We start from the raw sequence: 20252 nt of genomic DNA, 5'->3' as shown, positions 1-20252 counted from the left end.
CTCCCACTGACGTGGGAGTTGAGGGGGATTATTCGTTGATATCCGGATGCTGCTGTACCAGGTTTTTGCGCTTTGCTTCCAGCTTCGCGATCTCGGCATCGATATCTTCGATTTTCTGCTCGATGTTGTCGTGATGCTCCTGCAGGATCTCACGCGCTTCTGCGAGGTCAGAGGCTGCTGGGGTCGCGCCGCTCAGCGGTTTGTTGGCGGTCTCTTTCATATACAGACCGGTGATTAAGCCAATCACCGCAATCACCATCAGATAGTAAGCGGGCATATACAGATTGTTGGTGGCTTCCACCAACCAGGCGGCAACGGTCGGCGTCAGACCGGCAACCAGCACCGAAATGTTGAAGGCACTGGCCAGCGCGCTATAGCGGATATGGGTCGGGAACATTGCGGGCAGCGACGAAGCCATCACGCCGGTGAAGGCATTCAGGATCACCGCCAGCAGCAGCAGACCGGCAAAAATCAGCCCAATAACGCCACTGTTAATCAGCATAAACGCCGGGATTGAGCAGATGAACAGCGCGATGCTGCCAATAATCACAAACGGGCGGCGGCCAAAACGGTCACTCAGCATCCCCATCACCGGTTGCACAAACAGCATCCCGATCATAATGGCAATGATAATCAGCACGCCATGGTCTTCCGAGTAGTGCAGATTATGCGACAGGTAGCTCGGCATATAGGTCAGCAGCATGTAATAGGTGACGTTGGTGGCAATCACCAGACCAATACAGGCCAGCAGGCTTTTCCAGTGTTTAGTGGCAATCTCTTTGAACGAGATTTTCGGGCCATCACGCAGACCTTCGCGATCGCCCTGTTCCAGCTTATCCACATGCTGTTGGAATGCCGGGGTTTCTTCCAGCGCGTGGCGCAGATAGAGACCGATAATCCCTAACGGCAGGGCGACGAAGAACGGCAGACGCCAGCCCCATTCGAGGAAGCGGTCTTCCCCGATGATGGTGGAGATCAGTACCACCAGACCGGCGCCCAGCACAAAACCGGCGATGGAGCCGAAATCCAGCCAGCTGCCCATAAAGCCACGCTTACGGTCGGGTGAGTATTCGGCGACGAAGATGGACGCGCCGGTATATTCCCCACCCACGGAGAAGCCCTGCGCCATTTTGGCGATCAGCAGCAGCACCGGTGCCCAAATACCAATGGACTCGTAAGAGGGGATCAGGCCGATACAGAAGGTACTGATCGACATGATGACGATGGTGATGGAAAGAATTTTCTGGCGACCGTATTTGTCACCGAGCATGCCGAAGAACAGACCGCCCAGTGGACGGATCAGGAAGGGCACGGAGAAGGTCGCCAGTGCGGCGATCATCTGGATACCGGGCGAAGCACCCGGGAAAAACACTTTACCCAGCGCATAAGCCACAAAGCCATACACACCAAAATCGAACCATTCCATCGCGTTGCCCAGAGAAGCCGCGGTGATGGCCTTACGTAAACGGGCGTCGTCGATGATAGTGACATCGTCCAGCCCGATCGGTTTTACACGTTTCCTACGAATTTTCATGAGGTTACCCTGTCCTGGAATCAGAAAGTCCTCAACGGCGCGGACCGACTCACAGTTTTCAGGCCGCGGCGTTGAGAAAATTAAAGCATAGCCGTAAAGATGAGATTTCTCTGGCCTGCTATAGCGATAATTACGTGAGTAATTATCGCCTCCCGCGACAGAGTATACCGTTTTTGCGTGATATTTGTCATGTTTACGCCAGTAACTGGCTATTTTGTGGCTAAAGCTGTGGTGGCGTGGATTCGGGCAGGTAATGAAAATTCCGCGAAAGAGCGCGATAAATCGCGCCGCTACGATATCGGCACCCGGCGGTAGCGGCGCGATTTATCGCGCATTTGGGAGGTGCTTTTACGCTAAAGCAGTGAACGCAGCGGTGCGCCTGTTAGCCAACCGGCGATATCTTCCACGGCTTCGGTAAAATAAGTGTGGTAGTTGCTGTCGGCGACATAGCCCAGATGCGGCGTCGCCAGCACGTTCGGCAGCTGGCGTAATGGACTCCCGGCGGGCAGCGGTTCCTGCTCAAACACATCCAGACCGGCCCCGGCTAAATGCCCGGATTGTAATGCCGCAATCATCGCCGCCTGGTTGACAAGACCCGCTCGCGAGGTATTGAGCAGCAATGCGCCGGGTTTCATTTGCGCCAGTGCGGCTGCGTCGAGCAGATGGTGGGTACGTTCGCTCAGTACCAGATGCAGGGAGACCACATCACTTGCCTGTAATAAGGCATGCAGCGATGCCATCTTCCTCACGCCGCAGGCGGCTGCACGTTCATCAGTCAGATTCTGGCTCCAGGCACAAACATCCATGCCAAACGCCTGCGCAACCTGCGCCATGGCACCACCAATTTTCCCCAGACCCAGCAGCCCCAGCGTTTTGCCCTGCAACCCGATGCCCAGCGTCTGTTGCCACGGACCATTGCTGCGCAGCGCCTGGTTTTCACTGGGGATATGGCGTGCCAGCCCGAGCAGCAGCCCCCATGTCAGCTCCAGTGGTGGCGCACTGCTGCTGGCGGTGCCGCAAACCGCGATATAGCGTTCGCGACAGGCGTCGAGATCAATCGAGGCATTGCGCATACCGGAGGTAACGATCAATTTCAGGTTCGGCAGGCGGCCAATCAGTTCGGCGCTGAGCGGGGTACGTTCGCGCATCACCACCAGGATATCGGCGTGCTCAATCTGGCTGACCAGCGCATCCTGGTTATCGATATGGCTGGTCAGCGCGCGAGTGCGGACCAGCGGTTCCAGTGTGGTCCAGTCGGCAAGATTCAGTGCGACGTTCTGGTAATCATCAAGAATGATGCAGTTCAGATTCATGGCGTTCCTCAGCGAGTAGCGGCCGCGCTCCTTGCTCGTTGAGCCACGCACGCAGCCGGTCATTATCCATTGGGTAGGCGTAATAATAGCCCTGAATAAATACCACACCACGTTGCTGCAGGTACTGGAATTGTAACCAAGTCTCCACCCCTTCACCCAGCACCTCAAGCTGCAACTTATGGCTGAGGTTGATGATGGCATCCAGTACCGGCGTTTCGCCATCCAGCCGCTCAATGGCGTTGATAAAGCCGCGATCAATTTTCAGATAATCAAGCGGGAAGGTTTGCAGATAGCTGAGCGAGCAATGGCCGGTGCCGAAGTCGTCAATCGCCACTTTCATCCCCTGTGACTGCAACAAGCGCAGCTTGCGCGCCACGTCTTCGCCGTCGTGAATCAAACTGCGTTCCGTCAGTTCCAGCGTAATCTGCACATGTTTATCTTTCACGCGTCGGGCGAACAGCTGAATATCATTAACGAATTCGGGGTGTTGCAGATGTTCTGCCGCCACATTCAGTCCGATATGGAAACCGGGTTGCACATTCCAGCTCTGGATATCTTCTGCCATCAGCTCCAGCAAATGGCGCGTCAGGGGGACGATCATGCTTTCTTCTTCCGCCGCGCTAATAAAGATATCCGGACGAATGGTATCGCCATTCGGTAATTGCCAGCGCAGTAGCGCTTCGGCACCGGCGCAGCGTTGCTGAGTCACGCTATACACCGGCTGATAATGGACGGAAAACTGGCGATTGCGCATGGCCCGACGAATTTCATCACGCCAGGAGATGCGGCGGCGCAGCCAGTTAGCGGTGAGAATCATCAGCAGGATGGAGAAAATGGCTGCCATCGGCAGGAAAATAAACAGCGCCTGCCGCCAGGCCTTCAGCAGTTCGCTGGGAGGGACGATAACCTCGACGCTGATCGGATAGCGGCTGGATTGCGCTGCCCAGGTTTCGCTTTTCAGGTAGGTTTCCGGTCGCTGTTCGCGTGGCCCGTAGGTTATGGCCGCACCCTCGTTAAATCGTATACTCATGCGATAGCCACGCGATTCGCCAATCGCCTGCATAAAATCCATCAGATATTGGCCATCAATCACCGCCCAAAACCCTTCGCTGTCGGGCAACTGGCGGACAAAAACCACCGCTGGCCGATCCGGTACGCCGGAGGTGCCGCTGATGGAAATGCTCCACCATGCTTTGCCGGTCACCGGGGGCTGGCGCATCATCATTTCGCTTAGGGTGCCGGATTTCAGGCCATAGGCTGAAGAACAAGTGATGTTTTCCCCTTCCAGCTTACCAATGGAGCGGAAATAGGCGTTCAGGTTACTTTCACGTTGCAGGATATCTTCAATGGCCGTGCAGGGTTGATAGTGGTATTGGCGCAGTCTGGTGATCATATCCCAGGCGCTGTCGCTCATTTTTTCGGCCTGGGCCAGCAGAGAGTTGGCGGTGCTGATTTGCTGCTGATGCACGGTATGCCGCGCTTCAATCGCCGTACACAAGATACCGAGCACCAGGGGCAGCAGCCCGGCACAAACAATCAACAGCCAGCCAAAATCGCGATGTTTTCTCTGCGGTGGCACCAGGCGTTCCTCGGTAGGTTTAAGCAGCGGGAAGGGAGATAGGCTGCTGTTTCAGCAGCATAGCACTTCCCAGGGACGTGCATGTTAGCGTTTTGATTTTCAACCAAACTGACTCAGGTCAATTATCGACTCTGCTTTGCGTTTATTGACAATGCTTTGCCGTTTTTGGCGTTTCCCAGGGAGAAAAACGCCGTGTCAGAGGGATTTGCAGGTAAGAGGTGTTTGCTGACGGCAGGCAGCATTAACAGAAAGCGCGATTTATCGCGCAAAAACAGGTTAAGAAGATTGCCTGCGCAGCAGCGCCAGCGCGGCTAACATCAGGCTGAGGCTGGCGAACAGCGTCAGGGTTGCCATCGCCATTCCTTGTCCGACCGATCCCTGCTCAAACTGCCGCCAGATAAATATCGCCACGGTTTGTACCCCCGCCGGGGCCAACAGCAGGGAGGTGACCAGCTCGCGTGAGGCGACGGCGAACACCATCATCATCGCCGCCAGCAGGCTCGGGGTGACCAGTGGCAGCACAATCAATCGCAGCGCCTGCAAACGCGAGGCACCGTGCACCCGTGCTGCCGGTTCCAGCGTCGGACCCAGCTGACGCAGGGCGCTGCTGACATAACGCACCGGCCAGGGCAGCAGCAGGCAGCTGTAGGAAAGCAGCAAAATCGCCAGCGTGTTGTAGGGGGAGACCGGCCAGAAGCCGCGATTCCACAACAAAATCAGCCCGACGCCAATCACCACCCCCGGCATCGCCGCAGGCAGCAAGGCCAGCCCATCCATCAGCGCCAGCAAACGTGTTTTACCTTCGGCCACGCGCCAGGCAATCAAAAATCCGAGCAACCCGGTGAGCAATGCCGCGCCGAGCGCCAGTCCGATGCTGGTGGAGAACGCCGCCAGTGCATCACCCTGCTGGCTGAACAGCGCGGTGAAATGACGCAACGTCAGGTTGCCGGGATGAATGCCGCCCGACAAGGTGTTCAGCAGGCCGCTCAGCGTCATCGCGCTGAGCGGTAGCGCCACCGCCAGCAGGGCGGTTAGCACGAACAGCAGCAACATCGGCAGTTGCCAGCGACCGGGGCTGGCGGCTTCCTGCGCCACCGGTTTACCGCTCACCGCCGTGACATCACTGCTGCCGGTAAGCTTACGCTGACAAAACCACGCCAGCAGCGCCACCAGGCTGAGCATCAGCGAGAGCGAGGCGGCCCCCGGCAGATCAATCGGCCAGTCAGCCAGTTTTTGCTCAATGCCGACGGTCATCAGGGTTAGCCCGGCGCGAGCGCCAAGCGCCGCAGGTACGCCGTATTCCTCAATCGCCAGCGTGAACGCCAGCAGTACGCCACCGGCCAGAGCGGGTAAGGTCAGCGGCAGGGTTATCTGCGCAAAGGCGCGCCAGGCGTGAGCGCCATGTACCCGCGCGACCCAGGCCAGACGCTGTCCGCTTGCCATCAGTGAGCGCGACACCGCGAAATAGACCACCGGAAAGATGTTAAGCGTCATCACCAGCATCATGCCGCTGCTGCTGAACAACAGGCTGTCAAAATTCAGGCCGGTGAGCTGCTCAACATAACCATTGCGTTGCAGCGCCAGCGTCCAGGCCAACGCCACAATATAGGGTGGCGTCAGGAAGGGGATAAGAAACAACAAATCCCACAGCGCCGCCGCTGGCAGACGAAACAAACCGCGCAGCGCGCCGAGCGGCAGGCCCAATACCAGGCTGCCGAGCGCCACGCCGAGACCAATTTTCAGCGTACCCAGCCACATCGGCACCAGCTGCGGATCTTCCAGTAACGCGGGCAGCGCACTGAAAGCTCCCTGCCATTGTCCCTCGCTCAGGTGCGGAAACAGCGCCTGTAGCACGATAAACAACAGCGGCAGCGCCACCAGTACCAGCAGCGCCAGCAGGATCAGGCCGTTAAACAGGGCACGCGACATGGTTTATTGTCCAAACAGCGTGGCAAAGCGCTTCAGCACCGCCGCGCGTTCACTGCCGCCTTCCTGATTCACCGGCAACAGTTTGATCTCGGTGATTAACGGACGTTGCGCCTTGATATCGGTACGAGCGGGCATCAGCCAGGCTTTTGCCACCTGCTGCTGGCCTTCATCCGACAGGACATAATCGATAAAGGCTTTGGCATCGGCGGCATGCTGGCTGCTTTTCAGGATCATCATCGGACGCGGGGCCACCACGGTGCCGTTTTCCGGGAAAATCACTTTCACCGCTTCACCCTGGGCGATGTTGTTGTAAGTCACGTAATCCACCGCGCCAAACACCGCGGCTTTCGCCCCCTGCAACACCGGCGTGACGGCCTGCGCGTTCGGGCCGCTGATCACCATGCCATTGGCTTTCAGTTGATCAAACAGCTGCCATGCTTTCTCGCCTTCGCCATTCTGCAAACCAATCAGCAGGTCGAGAGAGGCACCTGACAGCGCCGGGTCAGGGGTGGTGATTTTGTCTTTGAACGCCGGACCGGTGAGGTCCTGCCAGGTTTTGGGTTCTGGCGTATGGCTGTTGGTGTTCCACACGATACCGAGTGCGGAAATGCCCTGTGCGACGTAAGCATCGGTTTTAAATGCCGCCGGTACGTTCGCGGCGTTTGGGCTTTGATACGGCAGCAGCCAGCCACGTTGTTGCAGATCTTCTGCGGTGTCCCATGACGCTGAGATCAGTACATCCGCCTGCGGGTTAGCCTGCTCTGCTTCCAGACGCGCCATCACTTTGCCGGTGGTGGCCTGGAAGATATTCACCTTAACCCCGGTTTGTTTTTCAAACCCGGTGGCGAGGCTTTTCGCCAGTGAGCCAGGACCGGCGGTGTACACCGTCAGTGCTTCGGCATCGTTCATCATCATCATGGCGGAAGTCAAAATCATCGCGCTGATGGCTCCTGTTTTAACAGATTTGAGAGATGGCATTGGTTTCCCCTGAGAGGTCAGTCACTGCAACAATCTGGCCCTGCGCCAGATGGATAATGCGGTCGGCCAGGGTGTTGGCTTCCTCGCGGTCATGCGTTACGTAAACGGCGGTGATACCAAAAGCGCGCAGCAGCTGCGCCATGGTCTGCGCGAGGGTTTCGCGCAGATCGCGGTCAAGGTTGGATAAGGGTTCGTCAAACAGCAGAATCGCCGGTTTCGCCACCAGCGCGCGGGCTAATGCCACACGTTGTTGCTGGCCGCCCGACAACATGGCGGGTTTACGATCGCCAAACCCGGCGAGGCCAACCTGCTCCAGTGCGGCTTCCGCCTGTTGCAGCGCCGCCGTTTTCTTTACACCCCGCATTCGCAGAGGAAAGGCCACGTTCTGCACCACGCTCATATGCGGCCAGAGCGCGTAATCCTGGAACACCATGCCGAGGTTACGTGCTTCCGGTGCAGCGCAGTGACGTGCCGAGGCCACGCACTGGTCACCGAGCCAGATTTCACCCGCCGAGGGTTGCAGCAGGCCCGCCAGCAGTTTCAGCAGCGTGCTTTTGCCACAGCCGGAGGGACCGAGCAGCGCCAGCGTTTGTCCGGCGGGAATGGTCAGGGAGAGATCGTGCAGAATGGTCAGGTTACCCGCTGACCAGCTGAGATTTTTCAGTTCGATAGGTTGCGCGACACGCGTCATCGGCCACCTCCCGCCAGCAGCAGGGAGTCGGCATACGCCACGCGCACCCGATGGTTTATCAGGAGCGTCATCAGATTGTTATCCTCTTTGGGATTTCACTGGCGGCGAGTCTACGGCGGGGATATGACGGAAAGATGACCAAATATCATCAGAGACTATGATGCGCAGCAGGCGAAAAAGCGTATAGTTACAGCTCGATTATAAAAAATTCGTCAAACACGAGCGCACTCACTCATGCCTGACCTGCCTGCCGCGGAACCTGCTTTAACGCCTTTCCGTCTGAATTTACTGATTCTCTCCATCGTGATGTTCAATTTTGCCAGCTATCTCACCATCGGCCTGCCGCTGGCGGTGCTGCCGGGTTTTGTCCATGACGGACTCGGCTACAGCGCTTTCTGGGCCGGGCTGGTGATTAGCCTGCAATATCTTGCCACCCTGTTGAGCCGCCCCCATGCCGGGCGTTACGCCGATCAATGGGGACCGAAAAAAGTGGTGGTGCTCGGGCTATGCGGCTGTTTCCTCAGCGGCTTGTGCATTCTGCTATCGGCGCTAACCGAAAGCTGGTCGGTGCTGAGCCTCGGGCTGCTGTGCCTGGGCCGCGTGATCCTCGGTGTCGGGCAAAGTTTCTCCGGTACCGGCACTTCGCTGTGGGGTGTGGCGCGCGTCGGCTCGCTGCATATTGGCCGGGTGATTTCCTGGAACGGCATCGTCACCTACGGGGCGATGGCGATTGGTGCCCCGCTTGGGGTGGTGATTTTCCGCGCCGGTGGGTTGTTGTTGCTGTCCGGCATCATTATCGCCATTTGCGTACTGGCAATTGCGCTGGCGCTGCCGCGTGCGCCGGTGAAAGGCAGCAAAGCCAAACCGCTGCCGTTTCGCGATGTGCTGGGGAAAATCTATGGCTTTGGCCTGATTCTGGCGATGGGGTCGGCTGGGTTTGGCGTGATCGCGACTTTTATCACTCTGTTTTATCAGGATAAAGGCTGGGATGGCGCTGCATTCGCGCTGACGCTGTTCAGCGCCGCATTTGTCGGTACGCGTCTGCTGTTTCCCAACGCCATCAATCGTCTCGGTGGCTTACGGGTCGCCAGCATCTGTTTTGCGGTGGAAGCCGTGGGCCTGTTCCTGGTGGCGGGTTCGTTCGATCCCTGGATGGCAAAAGTCGGGGCATTTTTTACCGGCGCAGGTTTCTCGCTGGTGTTCCCGGCGATTGGCGTGGTGGCGGTAAAAGTGGTGCCGCAGCAGAATCAGGGTAGCGCGCTGGCAACCTATACGGCGTTTATGGATTTGTCGCTGGGGATCACCGGGCCAATCGCCGGTTTCATCATGAGTTTCGCCGGAGTGCCGCTGGTCTATTTCCTCACCGCGCTGCTGGTGTGTCTGGCACTGGTGTGCACGCTGCGGATGAGTAGACGCCAGCCTGACAGTCCGCCGGTAGAGATTAAAGAGAATTAAAAAAGTGGCCTCCGACCGAGGCCAATCACTACAACGTTGTGTCAATGACACAGATAAGGGTCTGGCAGGCGGGGGCTGCGGACAGCAACCTCCAGGGACAGGTTTGTAGCGGCGCGATTTATCGCGCAAGTTTCAAAAGACGCGCGATAAATCGCGCCGCTACGGCATGTGCAGGCCAATTTTCTATCAGGCTTGCAGCAATTCAATGCTGGCGCGGATTTCACGTTCGATATCTTTGGCGCTCCAGTTCTCCAGCTCAGACGAGAAGGGTTCAAAGGCGTAGATGCCTTTGTAACCCAGCATCTCCAGGCGTTTCACCTGGGCCACGCTGTTCAGCACATCGTTATTACTCAGCATGATGCGTTGTTCATCGGTGAGTTGCTCCGTCGGGCGCGTATCTTCCACGCCGGACAGATGCACCAGGCCAATCTGGTTAACATCAATCTCCTGCGGGAATTCCTGCTCCGCGTTTTCGTACAGATGATGATGGAACGTATCCAGCAGCAGTTTGAACGGCACCTGCGCATCACGAATGAGCTGCTGCGTCTTCACGGCGGAACGCAGGGAGCTGACCGGGAAGCCGAGCGGTTCCACCAGTCCCTGGATGCCATAATGGGCAAAGCGTGGAGCAAGGGTTTGCAACGCTGCCAGCGTCTGTTCCGGGGCAATGGCGATGCCTTCATTCAACGGACACATCACCAGTGCTTTCGCGCCAATTTGCTGGGCTTCCTGCAACAGGGCTTCGGCTTTGGCCAGCAGCGTGTCATCAGGACGGTTGAACGGATAGAGCGCGTTTATAGTTTCGATTTCGATGTGGTATTTGTCGGTCAACGCGCGCAGTTGCGCCACACTCAGATCATCCGTCACCCTGCCGCCAGGCATATCGTTACGCAGTTCCACTTTGTTTAAACCCAGACGCTGCACCAGCTGGAAAAAGGCTTCCAGCGACAGCGTCGGGGCAATTTTACGGTTAATACAGAAACGGGTTGGATCGATGGCCATGTGACGGCTCCTGTAATGGGGTGCGGGTAAGATGGTGCTAAAGAGAACATTTATTTCATTGTTAGTGAATTATGAAATTTAAGATATTGGATCTTCCTCGCAAAAATTCCCGCTTTCGTTTTGTTTAATGTTCAGGTGTGGCGTGATACAGGGAAGTCATGGGCAGGAAAATGCGATCCAGTCCGCTAAAAGTAAATTTTCCAAAAATAAGTATTTGAAAAATTTATTTCACTGTAATAGCTTCATACCATGCTTTTTCGTTCTCGCGGGTTTACACATTAAAGAGGCAACGACATGAACATCGTAGGAAACTTTATCGGCGGCCAGATTACCCACAGCGCCAGCAATGAAACCATTCCGGTGTACGATCCGGCGACCGGCAAAGTGGTGCGTGAACTGACGCAGAGCACCTCAGATGAAGTCGCTAAAGCGATTGAAGTCGCTCATGCGGCATTCCCGGAATGGTCCAAAACCTCTCCGCTGCGTCGTGCCCGTGTGATGTTCAACTTTAAAGCGCTGATGGAACAGCACCGTGAGGAGCTGGCGGCACTGATCGTCTCTGAGCACGGCAAAGTCTGGTCCGATGCGCTGGGTGAGCTGACGCGCGGCATTGAAGTGATCGAATTTGCCTGCGGCATTCCGCATCTGATTAAAGGCGAAAACTCGCCAAATGTGGGTGGCGGCGTGGACAGCTATTCACTGATGCAGCCGGTGGGTGTGGTAGCGGGTATCACCCCGTTTAACTTCCCGGCGATGGTGCCGTTGTGGATGTTCCCGATTGCACTGGCCTGCGGTAACACCTTTATTCTCAAGCCACCGGCGCTGGACCCATCCGCTTCGGTGCGTATGGCGGAGCTGCTGAAAGAAGCAGGCCTGCCGGATGGCGTGTTCAACGTGGTCCACTCTTCCAACGAAGATGCCGAGCAACTGTATAAAGATCCGCGCGTGGCGGCGGTGAGCTTCGTCGGTTCTTCCGGCGTGGCAGAACATATTTACAAAACCGCCAGTGCCCACGGCAAACGTGTCCAGGCGTTTGGCGCAGCGAAAAACCACGCCATCGTGATGCCGGATGCCGATCTGGATGCCACGGTGAACGCCATTATGGGCGGCGCGTTTGGTTCTGCTGGTGAGCGTTGCATGGCACTGCCGGTGGTGGTGGCGGTGGGTGAGGGCACTGCCGACAAACTGATTGCACGCCTGACGCCGCTGATCAAAGCGCTGCGCGTCGGACCGGGTATCCAGAAAGGTGCGGAAGAGAATGAAATGGGGCCGGTGGTATCTGCCGCGCACCAGAAAAAAGTGCTGGGTTATATCGACAAAGGTGAGCAGGAAGGCGCGAAACTGGTGGTCGATGGCCGTAACTATCAGGTGCCAGGCCATGCTGAAGGTTACTATGTAGGCGGTACACTGTTCGATAACGTGACCTCAGACATGACTATCTGGCGTGAAGAGATCTTCGGACCGGTGCTGAGCATCATGCGTTCCCCGGATTTCAGCAGCGCGCTGCAACTGGTGAACAGCCACGAATTTGGCAACGGCAGTGCCATCTTTACCAGCAACGGTCACACCGCGCGTGAGTTTGTGCAGGATGTGGAAGCGGGCATGGTCGGCGTTAACGTCCCGGTCCCGGTACCGATGGCGTTCCACAGCTTCGGCGGCTGGAAACGTTCGGTGTTTGGTGCGCTGAATGTGCACGGCCCGGATGGCGTGCGTTTCTACACCCGTATGAAAACCGCCACCGTGCGCTGGCCGAGCGGTCAGCAGACGGTCTCTGAGTTCAGCATGCCGACTCTGGGTTAAGGAGGATTGGGATGTCACTACTTGCGAAAGCGCAGCAGCCAGACAGCAATGGTCGTATTCAGCATGTCACGCCGGAAAGCGCGGGCTGGGGATACGTCGGCTTTGATGCTTATCTGCTGAAAAAGGGACAGACGTTGAAACTCAGCAGCGGCGATAAAGAGCTGTGTCTGGTGCTGGTGGCGGGCTTTGCCTCGGTAAAAACCCGTCATGCTGAGTTCCCGAATCTGGGCAAGCGTTTGTCACCCTTCGAGCGGATTCCGCCTTATTCGGTGTATGTGCCGCATAACGACGAGGTGGAAGTCTACGCCGATAGCGATCTGGAGCTGGCGGTGTGTAACGCCCCCAGCCAGGGCAACCTGCCGGCGCGTCTGATTGCGCCGGAAGATGTCGGGGTCGAGCATCGTGGTAAGGGGCGCAACCAGCGTCTGGTGCATAACATTCTGCCGGACAATAAACCGGCCGATAGCCTGTTGGTGGTGGAGGTTTACACCGACGAAGGGGCGACCAGTTCTTATCCGAGCCACAAGCACGATCAGAAAGACAGCCCGGACGAAACCTATCTGGAAGAGACGTATTATCACCGTTTCGATCCGGAGCCCGGTTTCGCCATGCAGCGCGTCTACACCGACGACCGTTCACTGGACGAATGTCTGGCACCGTATAACCGCGATGTGGTCACTGTGCCGCGTGGCTACCATCCGGTGGCGACGCTGGCGGGGTATGACAACTATTATCTCAACGTGATGGCGGGGCCGGTTCGTCTGTGGAAATTTACCTGGGAGAAAGATCACGCCTGGGTGAATAGCGATAAGTATCCGCGCGTTTAAACTGCACAACCCGCGCAATAAATTGCGCCGCTACGATATCTGCACGTATTTGTAGCGGCGCGATTTATCGCGCGGTTTTTTACCGTTTAATGCGTCGATCCCACTGCTTTGTACATACCGCTTCGCCGTTGTGCTGCACCTTCATCTCACCGCTGATGATGAAATGCGTCAGATCGCTGCGCATTTCCAGCACGATATCGGTTTCCGTCCACCATCCTTCACGCCCGATTTTCATGCTTTGCGTCAGCAGATAATGGGCAGATAGTGGGTCCTGGTTATGCACGGTCAGCTGACGGCGCAGGCTATGATCGACGGTGGTATCGATATCGTCGAAACGATAGACCCCCTCGCCAAACACCCCACCGATACCATGGGTGATGCTTTCCCAGCTGTCATTCACCACGTCATAACGCAGCTCGCGCTCCACCCGTCCTGGCGACAGCAATGTCAGCGGCGTATTGGCGGCAGTGGCCGGTTGCGGGTTGGGGCCGGCAATCGGTGTCACCTGACGGCAGACTGGCAGATCGAGCGTGGCACTCGCCAGATTCACCTTCAGGGTAGCGACTTCCGCCATCGGCCAAATCATCGGCCAGAAGGTGGTCGCCAGCGAGATGCGCAGACGATGCCCGGCGGCAAAACGCCAGGCGATGCCATCCAGCTGTACCTGCACATCCACCGTTTCACCAGGCAGAAGCGGCACGTTTTTATCCTGCCCCTGCAAGTGGCTGAGGTTAACCCAGCCGTGGGTAACGCGGGTTGATGCACCATCCGGTGCCACATCGGAGAGGCGGACATATAGCATCGCCGCCGGTTTGTCGCTACTCAGTTTGACGCTGAACTGCGGGAAACCGTAGATGCTCAGGCTTTCATTGAGCGGCGCGCTGTCGAAGCTCTCCGCCAGGCCATCGTCCATCCGCTGGTCGCTCGGGCTTTCACCCAGCACGCCCGCGCCCATCCATTCCCCGGCAAATAGCCCGTGGTTTTGCTGGGTACAGATGGCCTGCCAGTTATCCTGCTCCAGCGGAGTCGGGGCAAGGGTACTGGGCTGTAAATGCCAGCGTTGCGCTTGGGTCACTTCGTCGGTATCGCCGTCGAGGCCGATCCACTCGCCAAACGCCTGAGGGCGCTGTGAACCCGGGCGTTGGCTGTCGTTCAGCCATGCCTGCACGCGTGGGCCAGCGAGTGCGTCGTTGTCCACCTGCTTCAGCCAGCGATCCCACCAGGTGACGGCTTCCTGGAGAAAACCAATCGCCGGTTCCGGCGTGCCATCCTGTGGATAGATATGCGCCCACGGGCCGATAATCGCCTTGCGGGGTACATCAAGGTTGTCCATCAGGCGGAACACCGCGTTGCTGTAGGAGTCGGCCCAACCGCCGACGGCCATCACCGGGCACTGAATCGCCGACCAATCCTCGCCGACCGAACCGTGTTTCCAGTAGGCATCTTTCAGCGGATGATCCATCCACAGCGCCGGGAAAAACGGCATGTTTTCCAGACGATTGAGCCAGTCCTGATACCAGCTATCCCCCACCAGTTGCGGGTCCTGCGGACGGCTTTGATAGGCCAGCATAATGCCGCCCCACCACAGGTTGTCATTCAGCAGGCAGCCGCCTTTGTAGTGGATATCGTCGTTATAACGATCGTCGGTGGAACACACGGTAATGATGGCTTTCAGCGCAGGCGGACGACGTGCCGCCAGTTGCAGACAGTTAAACCCACCCCAGGATTTACCCATCATGCCGACAGCGCCGCTGCACCAGGCCTGCTGGCTGATCCAGTCGATCACTTCCAGCGCATCTTCTTGCTCCTGCAACAGATATTCGTCGGCCAGCAGGCCATCCGATTCACCGCTGCCGCGCATATCCACACGCAGCACGGCGTAACCCTGCCCGGCAAAGTAGCCGTGCATCGGCTCATCGCGGGTACGCGTCCCATCGCGCTTGCGATAGGGAATATATTCGAGAATGGCGGGCACCGGCTGCTGGCTGGCGGAGAGCGGCAGCCACATGCGTGCGGCGAGGCGGGTGCCGTCTTTCAGGGTAATCCACAGATGTTCCGTCACGCTGACGCTGTGGGGAAATTGCGTTACGAAGGTTTTCATGAGGCTCCTGCCATTGCGTTGTTCTGACGCTGACCCAGCACTTCATCCAGCCATGAGGTACGCATTTCCGGCACTGAGGTCAGTAGTTTTTCGGTATAGCTGTGCATCGGGGCGCTGAATACCTGCTCGGTCGGTCCTTGTGCCACCACGTTGCCCTGATACATCACCGCCACCTGCTGCGCGATGCGCTTCACGGTGCTGAGGTCGTGGGTGATAAACAGGTACGACAGGCCGAGCTGCTCCTGCAAACGGCGCAGCAGATTCAGCACCTCTTCCGCGACCAGCGGATCGAGAGCCGAGGTGGCTTCATCGCAAATAATCAGCTCAGGCTGCGCCGCCAGCGCCCGCGCAATGCAGACGCGCTGCTTCTGCCCGCCGGAGAGCGCAGCGGGATAACGATCAATCAGGGTGAGCGGCAGCTCGGTCAGCCGCAGCAGTTCTTCCACCCGCGCACGGACCTGGCGTTTATCCAGTCCAAAGTAGAAGGCGATCGGACGACCGATCGCTTCCAGAATGGTCTGGCGCGGATTGAGGGCCACATCCGGCAACTGATAAATCATCTGGATACGACGCAGCGTTTCTTTGTCGCGTTGCTGATAGCGGTTCGCCAGTACCTTGCCGGCAAAGCTGACGTTACCGGCGGTATCGCCCAGCAGGCCGCACAGCGCACGCGCGAGGGTGCTTTTGCCACTGCCCGACTCGCCAATAATCGCCAGCGTTTCGCCTTTGGCAATGCTCATCGACACGCCGTGTACTACGGTTTTGCCGTTGTAGCCGGTGGAGAGATTTTGCAGCGTCAGCAACTGGCCCTGCGCCACGTTTTCCGCGTGGACCGGCGTCAGCGCATGGGCGCGTTCCGATACCAGCCGCTGGGTATAGCTTTCCAGCGGATTTTGCAGAATGTCGGTGGTGCTGCCACTTTCCACTTCGCAGCCCTGGCGCAGTACCATGATGCGGTCAGCAATCTGCGCCACCACGGCCAAATCGTGGGTGATGTACAACGCGGCGGTATTGAACTCACGTACCAGTTTGCGCAGCATCACCAGCACTTCAATCTGCGTGGTGACATCCAGTGCGGTGGTCGGTTCGTCCATCACCAGCAAATCGGGTTTGCAGGACATCGCCATCGCTGCCATTGCGCGTTGCAACTGGCCGCCGGACAGTTGATGCGGATAGCGCTGGCCGATGGTGTCTGGCTCCGGCAGATCCAACGCGCGGAACAGGGTGACTGCCCACGCCTGCGCTTCAGTAGCGTTCATCAGGCCATGACGAATCGGCCCTTCACACACCTGCTTGCCAATGGTCAGCGCCGGGTTAAACGCAGCGGCGGCGCTTTGCGCCACATAGGCCACGCGGCGGCCGCGAATTTCGCGTTTCTCTTTGCTGGAGAGCGGCACAATATCGCGCCCGGCGATACGCACTTCGCCACCGGCAATGCGGCAGCCCGCACGGGCATAGCCCAGCGCGGCAAGGCCGATGGTGGATTTACCGGCACCGGATTCGCCAATCAGCCCCAGCACTTCACCGGGTTTCAGGCTGAGTGAAATGTTCTGGACCAGCGGAATGCCCTGGTCGGTTTCAATGCGCAGATCGCGCATTTCCAGAATGGGTTGTGTCATCCCTCTTCCCCCAGCGAAAGGTTGTTGCGTACCAGCAGCCAGTCAACCACCAGATTGACGCCGATGGTTAGCAGGGCGATAGCGGCAGCCGGGTAGAGTGGTGCCAGCTGGCCGAAGTTGATCGCCTGGGCATTGTCGCGCACCATGCTGCCCCAGTCGGCCCACGGCGGCTGAATGCCCAGCCCGAGGAAGCTCAAACCGGCGATAAACAGGAACGTGAAGCAGAAGCGCATGCCAAACTCCGCCAGCAGCGGTGGGATGGCGTTGGGCAGAATCTCTTTACGCACGATCCAGCCCAGCCCTTCGCCGCGCAGACGCGCTGCTTCGACATACTCCTGGCAGACAATCCCCTGCGCCACCAGACGTGCCAGACGATAGACGCGGGTGGCATCGAGCAAGGCAATGGTGCCAACCAGTACCGGAATTGAGGTGCCGAGCACCGACAACACGATCAGCGCCAGAATCAGCACCGGAATCGACATCAGCGTATCGACGATACGCGTCAGCACCACATCCACCCAGCGGCCATAAATGGCGGCGGTGAAGCCGGTGAGAATGCCGATGACAAACGAAATGGCGGTGATTGCCAGTGCAATGGCGATAGTGGTACGCGCGCCAAACAGAATGCGCGACAACATGTCGCGGCCCAGGCTGTCAGTGCCAAGCGGCATGGCGCTGGAGGGCAGCATCCAGATATCGCCCACCTGCGCGGTTTCGCTGTGCGGTGCCAGCCAGGGCGCGAACAGCGCGGCAATCAGGTTCACGGCGATGATGGCCAGGCCAAGCATGGCGGAAATCGGCACCGTGCGGATTTTCAGTTTTTTCATCACTTACCTCGCATGGCGCAGACGTGGGTTACACCAGATCGCCAGCAAATCGGCGGCGGTGTTGAGCAGGATGTAGGTGCCGCCAAACAGCAGCCCACAAGCCTGTACCACAGGCAGATCGCGCTTGGTCACGGCGTCCACCATCAGTTGCCCAATGCCGGGATAGACAAACACCACTTCCACCAGAATCACCCCGACCACCAGATAGGCGAGGTTAAAGGCGATAACGTTGATGATCGGTGCCAGCGCGTTAGGCAGCGCGTGGCCGAGCACGATGCGCCAGCGTGACATGCCTTTTAGCAGCGCGGTTTCGATATAGCTGCTCGACATTACCGCGCCGACGGAGGCGCGCGTCATACGCAGCATATGCGCCAGCACCACCAGCACCAGCGTCAGCATCGGCAGGGTGCAGGCGTACAGCCGTGAGAGCACACCGGCATCAGGATCGACCAGCGCCAGGCTGGGAAACCACGCCAGGCGAATGGCGAAGAAGATCACCAGCACATAACCCACGAAGAATTCCGGCACCGAAATACTCAGCAGCGTGAGTGAGTTGGCTAAGCGATCAAACCACGAACCACGCCACACCGCCGAGGCGATGCCGAGCAGCACCGCCAGCGGGATAGCAATGATGGCGGCATAACCGGCGAGGAACAGCGTATTCGCCAGACGCGGCAGCAGCTCCGCGCTGATCGGCTGGTTATTCGCCAGCGAGTTGCCAAGATCGCCGTGTAGCACGCCACCCAGCCAGTGCAGGTAACGCCAGATGGCAGGCTGATCCAGGCCGAGCTGTGTGCGCAGCGCGGCGATGGTTTCCGGCGTACCGTTCTGCCCGAGAATCGCGCTGGCGACATCACCGGGCAGCAATTCGGTGCCGACAAAGATCAGCAGCGAAACCAGCCATAGCGTGAGCAGGCCCAGCAGCAGGCGATGTAAAATCTGCTTTTTCATTACGACTCCAGCCAAACGCGTTCTGCCAGGCGACCACCCATAAAGTTGAACATCGGATGCGGTTTCACGCCGCCCACTTTTTTGCTGGCCGCATCGAGGTAGTCACCAAACAGCGGGATCATCGCGCCACCGTCATCGCTGGCGATTTGCTGCAATTCGCCATAGATTTCGGCGCGTTTTTGCTCATCCAGCAGCGAACGGGCCTGAATCAGCAGACTGTCGAATTTCTCGTTCTTCCAGTGGGTATCGTTCCATTTGGCGGTGGATTGCCACGCGGTGGAGAACATCTGGTCTGCGGTCGGGCGTCCACCCCAGTAACCCATGCTGAACGGCGCTTTCATCCACACGTCGTCCCAGTAGCTGTCGGCAGGCTGACGTTTGATGCTGACCTGAATCCCGGCCTGAGCGGCCTGGCCCTGGAACAGCGCAGCGGCATCGAGCGCACCGGCAAAGGCCGCATCGGAGGAGGAGAGTTCCACCGGCAGGCTGCTGAGTCCGGCCTTCTTCAGATAAAATTTGGCTTTATCGGCATCGTAAGCACGCTGCGGCAGTGCTTTGTTGAAGAAGCGATCGGTTTTCGGGATCGGATGGTCATTGCCGAGGGTGCCGTAACCACGCAGCACAGTTGCCAGCAGTTTTTCACGATCGATACCGTATTTGATCGCCATGCGCACATCGTTGTTATTGAACGGTGCGACGCGACAATCCATCAGGAAAGTAAAGTGCTGGCCGCCCGCAGAACGGATGATGTTCAGCGCCGGGCTGCGTTTCAGGAAATCAACGGTTTTGAAATCCACGCGGTTGATGGCATGGACCTGGCCAGAAATCAGGGCGTTGGTACGGGCGGTGGCATCGTTGATCACCAGCACTTCCACGGCATCAACAAAGCCACGGTTTGGTTTCCAGTAGTTCGGGTTGCGTTTGAAGTAAGAACGCACGCCGGGTTGATACTGGTCGAAGACGAAAGCACCGGTGCCAATCGGGTGTTTCCAGTCGGTGAAACCGTCCGGCACCACCACCAGGTGATAATCCGCCAGCAGGTAAGGCAGGTCAGCGTTGCCGCCGTCGAGTTTAAGCGTGATTTCGTTATCGCCGCTTTTCTTCAGCTCGGTGATGCTTGCCAGCTGAGTTTTGATGGCGCTGCGCGACTGGTCGCCACGGTGCAGGTTGATGGAGTAGAGGATATCTTCCACCGTCAGCGTCTTACCGTTATGGAAGGTGACGCCCTGACGTACTTTGAAGGTCCACTCCTGGGCGCCCGGTTGTGCGCTCCAGCTTTCCAGCAGTTCCGGGGTGGCCTTGTTGTTTTCATCAATTTCTACCAGGCCGTTCATCAGCATATAGGCCTGGTTCAGCGGTACCCAGTCGCTATACAGCGTCGGGTCGAGTGAGTCACTGGTGTTACCACCAGACATGCCAAGTTTCAGTAGGCCACCTTTTTTCGGGGTGGCTTCAGCGGCAAAGCCGGAAAAGGGGGAGAGCGATAATGCTGCGCCCGCACCAACCAGCGCGGCAGTATTGATAAATGAACGGCGGCTCAAATTTGCGCCCTGAAGATATTTGTTAAAGTTTTCCTGCTCGTCTTTCATTTATTTTTCTCCGTTGTTATTTACCCTGTTTTACTTATCTCATCCTGGGCCTTAGCG

At 57.9% G+C, this 20252-nt stretch carries 16 protein-coding genes; 4 read left to right on the top strand and 12 right to left on the bottom strand.

Going from position 1 to position 20252, the window contains the following annotated elements; genetic code table 11:
• Window positions 1-28: 28 nt before the first annotated feature.
• Window positions 29-1534 carry a glycine betaine/L-proline transporter ProP gene (gene proP / locus AC6I8X_RS18885; RefSeq protein WP_084877594.1) on the bottom strand — a complete coding sequence of 502 codons (1506 nt, stop codon included), beginning with the start codon at window positions 1532-1534 and terminating at the stop codon, window positions 29-31.
• A 189-nt stretch (window positions 1535-1723) separates the two neighbouring features.
• Here proP and AC6I8X_RS18880 point away from each other — a divergent pair, with 189 nt between their 5' ends.
• The gene (locus AC6I8X_RS18880; protein ID WP_313683704.1) at window positions 1724-1849 is read left to right on the top strand and encodes a hypothetical protein; all 126 of its coding nucleotides are present in this window, start codon (window positions 1724-1726) and stop codon (window positions 1847-1849) included.
• A 38-nt stretch (window positions 1850-1887) separates the two neighbouring features.
• Here AC6I8X_RS18880 and AC6I8X_RS18875 read toward each other — a convergent pair whose 3' ends face one another.
• The 5 genes from AC6I8X_RS18875 to AC6I8X_RS18855 form a co-directional block, all read right to left on the bottom strand.
• On the bottom strand, window positions 1888-2847 hold the full coding sequence (locus AC6I8X_RS18875; protein ID WP_497840285.1) for a D-2-hydroxyacid dehydrogenase family protein: 960 nt from the start codon (window positions 2845-2847) through the stop codon (window positions 1888-1890).
• Window positions 2822-4426, bottom strand: coding sequence for an EAL domain-containing protein (locus tag AC6I8X_RS18870; protein WP_497840284.1), 1605 nt, complete (start codon window positions 4424-4426; stop codon window positions 2822-2824). The genes AC6I8X_RS18875 and AC6I8X_RS18870 overlap by 26 nt, the downstream gene beginning before the upstream one ends.
• Before the next feature lie 276 nt (window positions 4427-4702).
• Complete coding sequence (locus AC6I8X_RS18865; RefSeq protein WP_497840283.1) at window positions 4703-6355, bottom strand: ABC transporter permease; 1653 nt, start codon at window positions 6353-6355, stop codon at window positions 4703-4705.
• 3 nt (window positions 6356-6358) lie between these two features.
• Entirely contained in the window at window positions 6359-7333 is a 975-nt protein-coding gene (locus AC6I8X_RS18860) for an ABC transporter substrate-binding protein (RefSeq protein ID WP_310616994.1), read from the bottom strand.
• On the bottom strand, window positions 7311-8024 hold the full coding sequence (locus AC6I8X_RS18855) for an ABC transporter ATP-binding protein (RefSeq protein WP_497840282.1): 714 nt from the start codon (window positions 8022-8024) through the stop codon (window positions 7311-7313). Before AC6I8X_RS18855 ends, AC6I8X_RS18860 begins: the two co-directional genes overlap by 23 nt.
• Window positions 8025-8258: 234 nt before the next feature.
• On the opposite strand from AC6I8X_RS18855, the gene AC6I8X_RS18850 reads away from it, so the two are divergent.
• A complete protein-coding gene (locus AC6I8X_RS18850) occupies window positions 8259-9479 on the top strand; it encodes an MFS transporter (protein ID WP_313684682.1) in 1221 nt (406 codons plus the stop codon).
• Window positions 9480-9665: 186 nt separating this feature from the next.
• Here AC6I8X_RS18850 and AC6I8X_RS18845 read toward each other — a convergent pair whose 3' ends face one another.
• Complete coding sequence (locus AC6I8X_RS18845) at window positions 9666-10481, bottom strand: TIM barrel protein (RefSeq protein WP_497840281.1); 816 nt, start codon at window positions 10479-10481, stop codon at window positions 9666-9668.
• Between the two features lie 294 nt (window positions 10482-10775).
• On the opposite strand from AC6I8X_RS18845, the gene AC6I8X_RS18840 reads away from it, so the two are divergent.
• Entirely contained in the window at window positions 10776-12281 is a 1506-nt protein-coding gene (locus AC6I8X_RS18840) for a CoA-acylating methylmalonate-semialdehyde dehydrogenase (RefSeq protein WP_313684678.1), read from the top strand.
• 11 nt (window positions 12282-12292) lie between these two features.
• Complete coding sequence (gene iolB / locus AC6I8X_RS18835; protein WP_313684676.1) at window positions 12293-13108, top strand: 5-deoxy-glucuronate isomerase; 816 nt, start codon at window positions 12293-12295, stop codon at window positions 13106-13108.
• A gap of 79 nt (window positions 13109-13187) precedes the next feature.
• Here the strand turns inward: iolB and AC6I8X_RS18830 are convergent, their stop codons facing one another.
• Genes AC6I8X_RS18830 through AC6I8X_RS18810 form a run of 5 tightly spaced genes read right to left on the bottom strand, consistent with a single transcriptional unit; the run spans window position 13188 to window position 20195 of the window.
• Window positions 13188-15209, bottom strand: a complete 2022-nt coding sequence (locus tag AC6I8X_RS18830; RefSeq protein WP_497840280.1) for a CocE/NonD family hydrolase — start codon at window positions 15207-15209, stop codon at window positions 13188-13190.
• Window positions 15206-16828: an ABC transporter ATP-binding protein gene (locus tag AC6I8X_RS18825; RefSeq protein WP_313684672.1), complete on the bottom strand. Its 1623-nt coding sequence runs from the start codon at window positions 16826-16828 to the stop codon at window positions 15206-15208. Before AC6I8X_RS18825 ends, AC6I8X_RS18830 begins: the two co-directional genes overlap by 4 nt.
• Complete coding sequence (locus AC6I8X_RS18820) at window positions 16825-17655, bottom strand: ABC transporter permease (RefSeq protein ID WP_208716779.1); 831 nt, start codon at window positions 17653-17655, stop codon at window positions 16825-16827. Before AC6I8X_RS18820 ends, AC6I8X_RS18825 begins: the two co-directional genes overlap by 4 nt.
• Window positions 17656-17658: 3 nt before the next feature.
• Window positions 17659-18606, bottom strand: coding sequence for an ABC transporter permease (locus AC6I8X_RS18815; protein ID WP_299448219.1), 948 nt, complete (start codon window positions 18604-18606; stop codon window positions 17659-17661).
• Window positions 18606-20195, bottom strand: coding sequence for an ABC transporter substrate-binding protein (locus AC6I8X_RS18810; protein WP_497840279.1), 1590 nt, complete (start codon window positions 20193-20195; stop codon window positions 18606-18608). Before AC6I8X_RS18810 ends, AC6I8X_RS18815 begins: the two co-directional genes overlap by 1 nt.
• Between the last annotated feature and the right edge of the window lie 57 nt (window positions 20196-20252).

The organism is Pantoea sp. X-Soil-TKNS-1280, assembly GCF_059730475.1.
Note: the sequence above shows the minus strand (reverse complement) of the source record. Positions and strands in the feature narration are given on the sequence as shown.

Excerpts from the sequence above, each read along its gene's own strand:
- AC6I8X_RS18875 (WP_497840285.1), bottom strand. The coding sequence starts at position 2,847 with ATGAATCTGAACTGCATCATTCTTGATGATTACCAGAACGTCGCACTG.
- AC6I8X_RS18815 (WP_299448219.1), bottom strand. The coding sequence starts at position 18,606 with ATGAAAAAGCAGATTTTACATCGCCTGCTGCTGGGCCTGCTCACGCTA.
- AC6I8X_RS18845 (WP_497840281.1), bottom strand. The coding sequence starts at position 10,481 with ATGGCCATCGATCCAACCCGTTTCTGTATTAACCGTAAAATTGCCCCG.
- iolB (WP_313684676.1), top strand. The coding sequence starts at position 12,293 with ATGTCACTACTTGCGAAAGCGCAGCAGCCAGACAGCAATGGTCGTATT.
- AC6I8X_RS18825 (WP_313684672.1), bottom strand. The coding sequence starts at position 16,828 with ATGACACAACCCATTCTGGAAATGCGCGATCTGCGCATTGAAACCGAC.
- proP (WP_084877594.1), bottom strand. The coding sequence starts at position 1,534 with ATGAAAATTCGTAGGAAACGTGTAAAACCGATCGGGCTGGACGATGTC.
- AC6I8X_RS18860 (WP_310616994.1), bottom strand. The coding sequence starts at position 7,333 with ATGCCATCTCTCAAATCTGTTAAAACAGGAGCCATCAGCGCGATGATT.
- AC6I8X_RS18865 (WP_497840283.1), bottom strand. The coding sequence starts at position 6,355 with ATGTCGCGTGCCCTGTTTAACGGCCTGATCCTGCTGGCGCTGCTGGTA.
- AC6I8X_RS18850 (WP_313684682.1), top strand. The coding sequence starts at position 8,259 with ATGCCTGACCTGCCTGCCGCGGAACCTGCTTTAACGCCTTTCCGTCTG.
- AC6I8X_RS18820 (WP_208716779.1), bottom strand. The coding sequence starts at position 17,655 with ATGAAAAAACTGAAAATCCGCACGGTGCCGATTTCCGCCATGCTTGGC.
- AC6I8X_RS18880 (WP_313683704.1), top strand. The coding sequence starts at position 1,724 with ATGTTTACGCCAGTAACTGGCTATTTTGTGGCTAAAGCTGTGGTGGCG.
- AC6I8X_RS18810 (WP_497840279.1), bottom strand. The coding sequence starts at position 20,195 with ATGAAAGACGAGCAGGAAAACTTTAACAAATATCTTCAGGGCGCAAAT.
- AC6I8X_RS18855 (WP_497840282.1), bottom strand. The coding sequence starts at position 8,024 with ATGACGCGTGTCGCGCAACCTATCGAACTGAAAAATCTCAGCTGGTCA.
- AC6I8X_RS18840 (WP_313684678.1), top strand. The coding sequence starts at position 10,776 with ATGAACATCGTAGGAAACTTTATCGGCGGCCAGATTACCCACAGCGCC.
- AC6I8X_RS18830 (WP_497840280.1), bottom strand. The coding sequence starts at position 15,209 with ATGAAAACCTTCGTAACGCAATTTCCCCACAGCGTCAGCGTGACGGAA.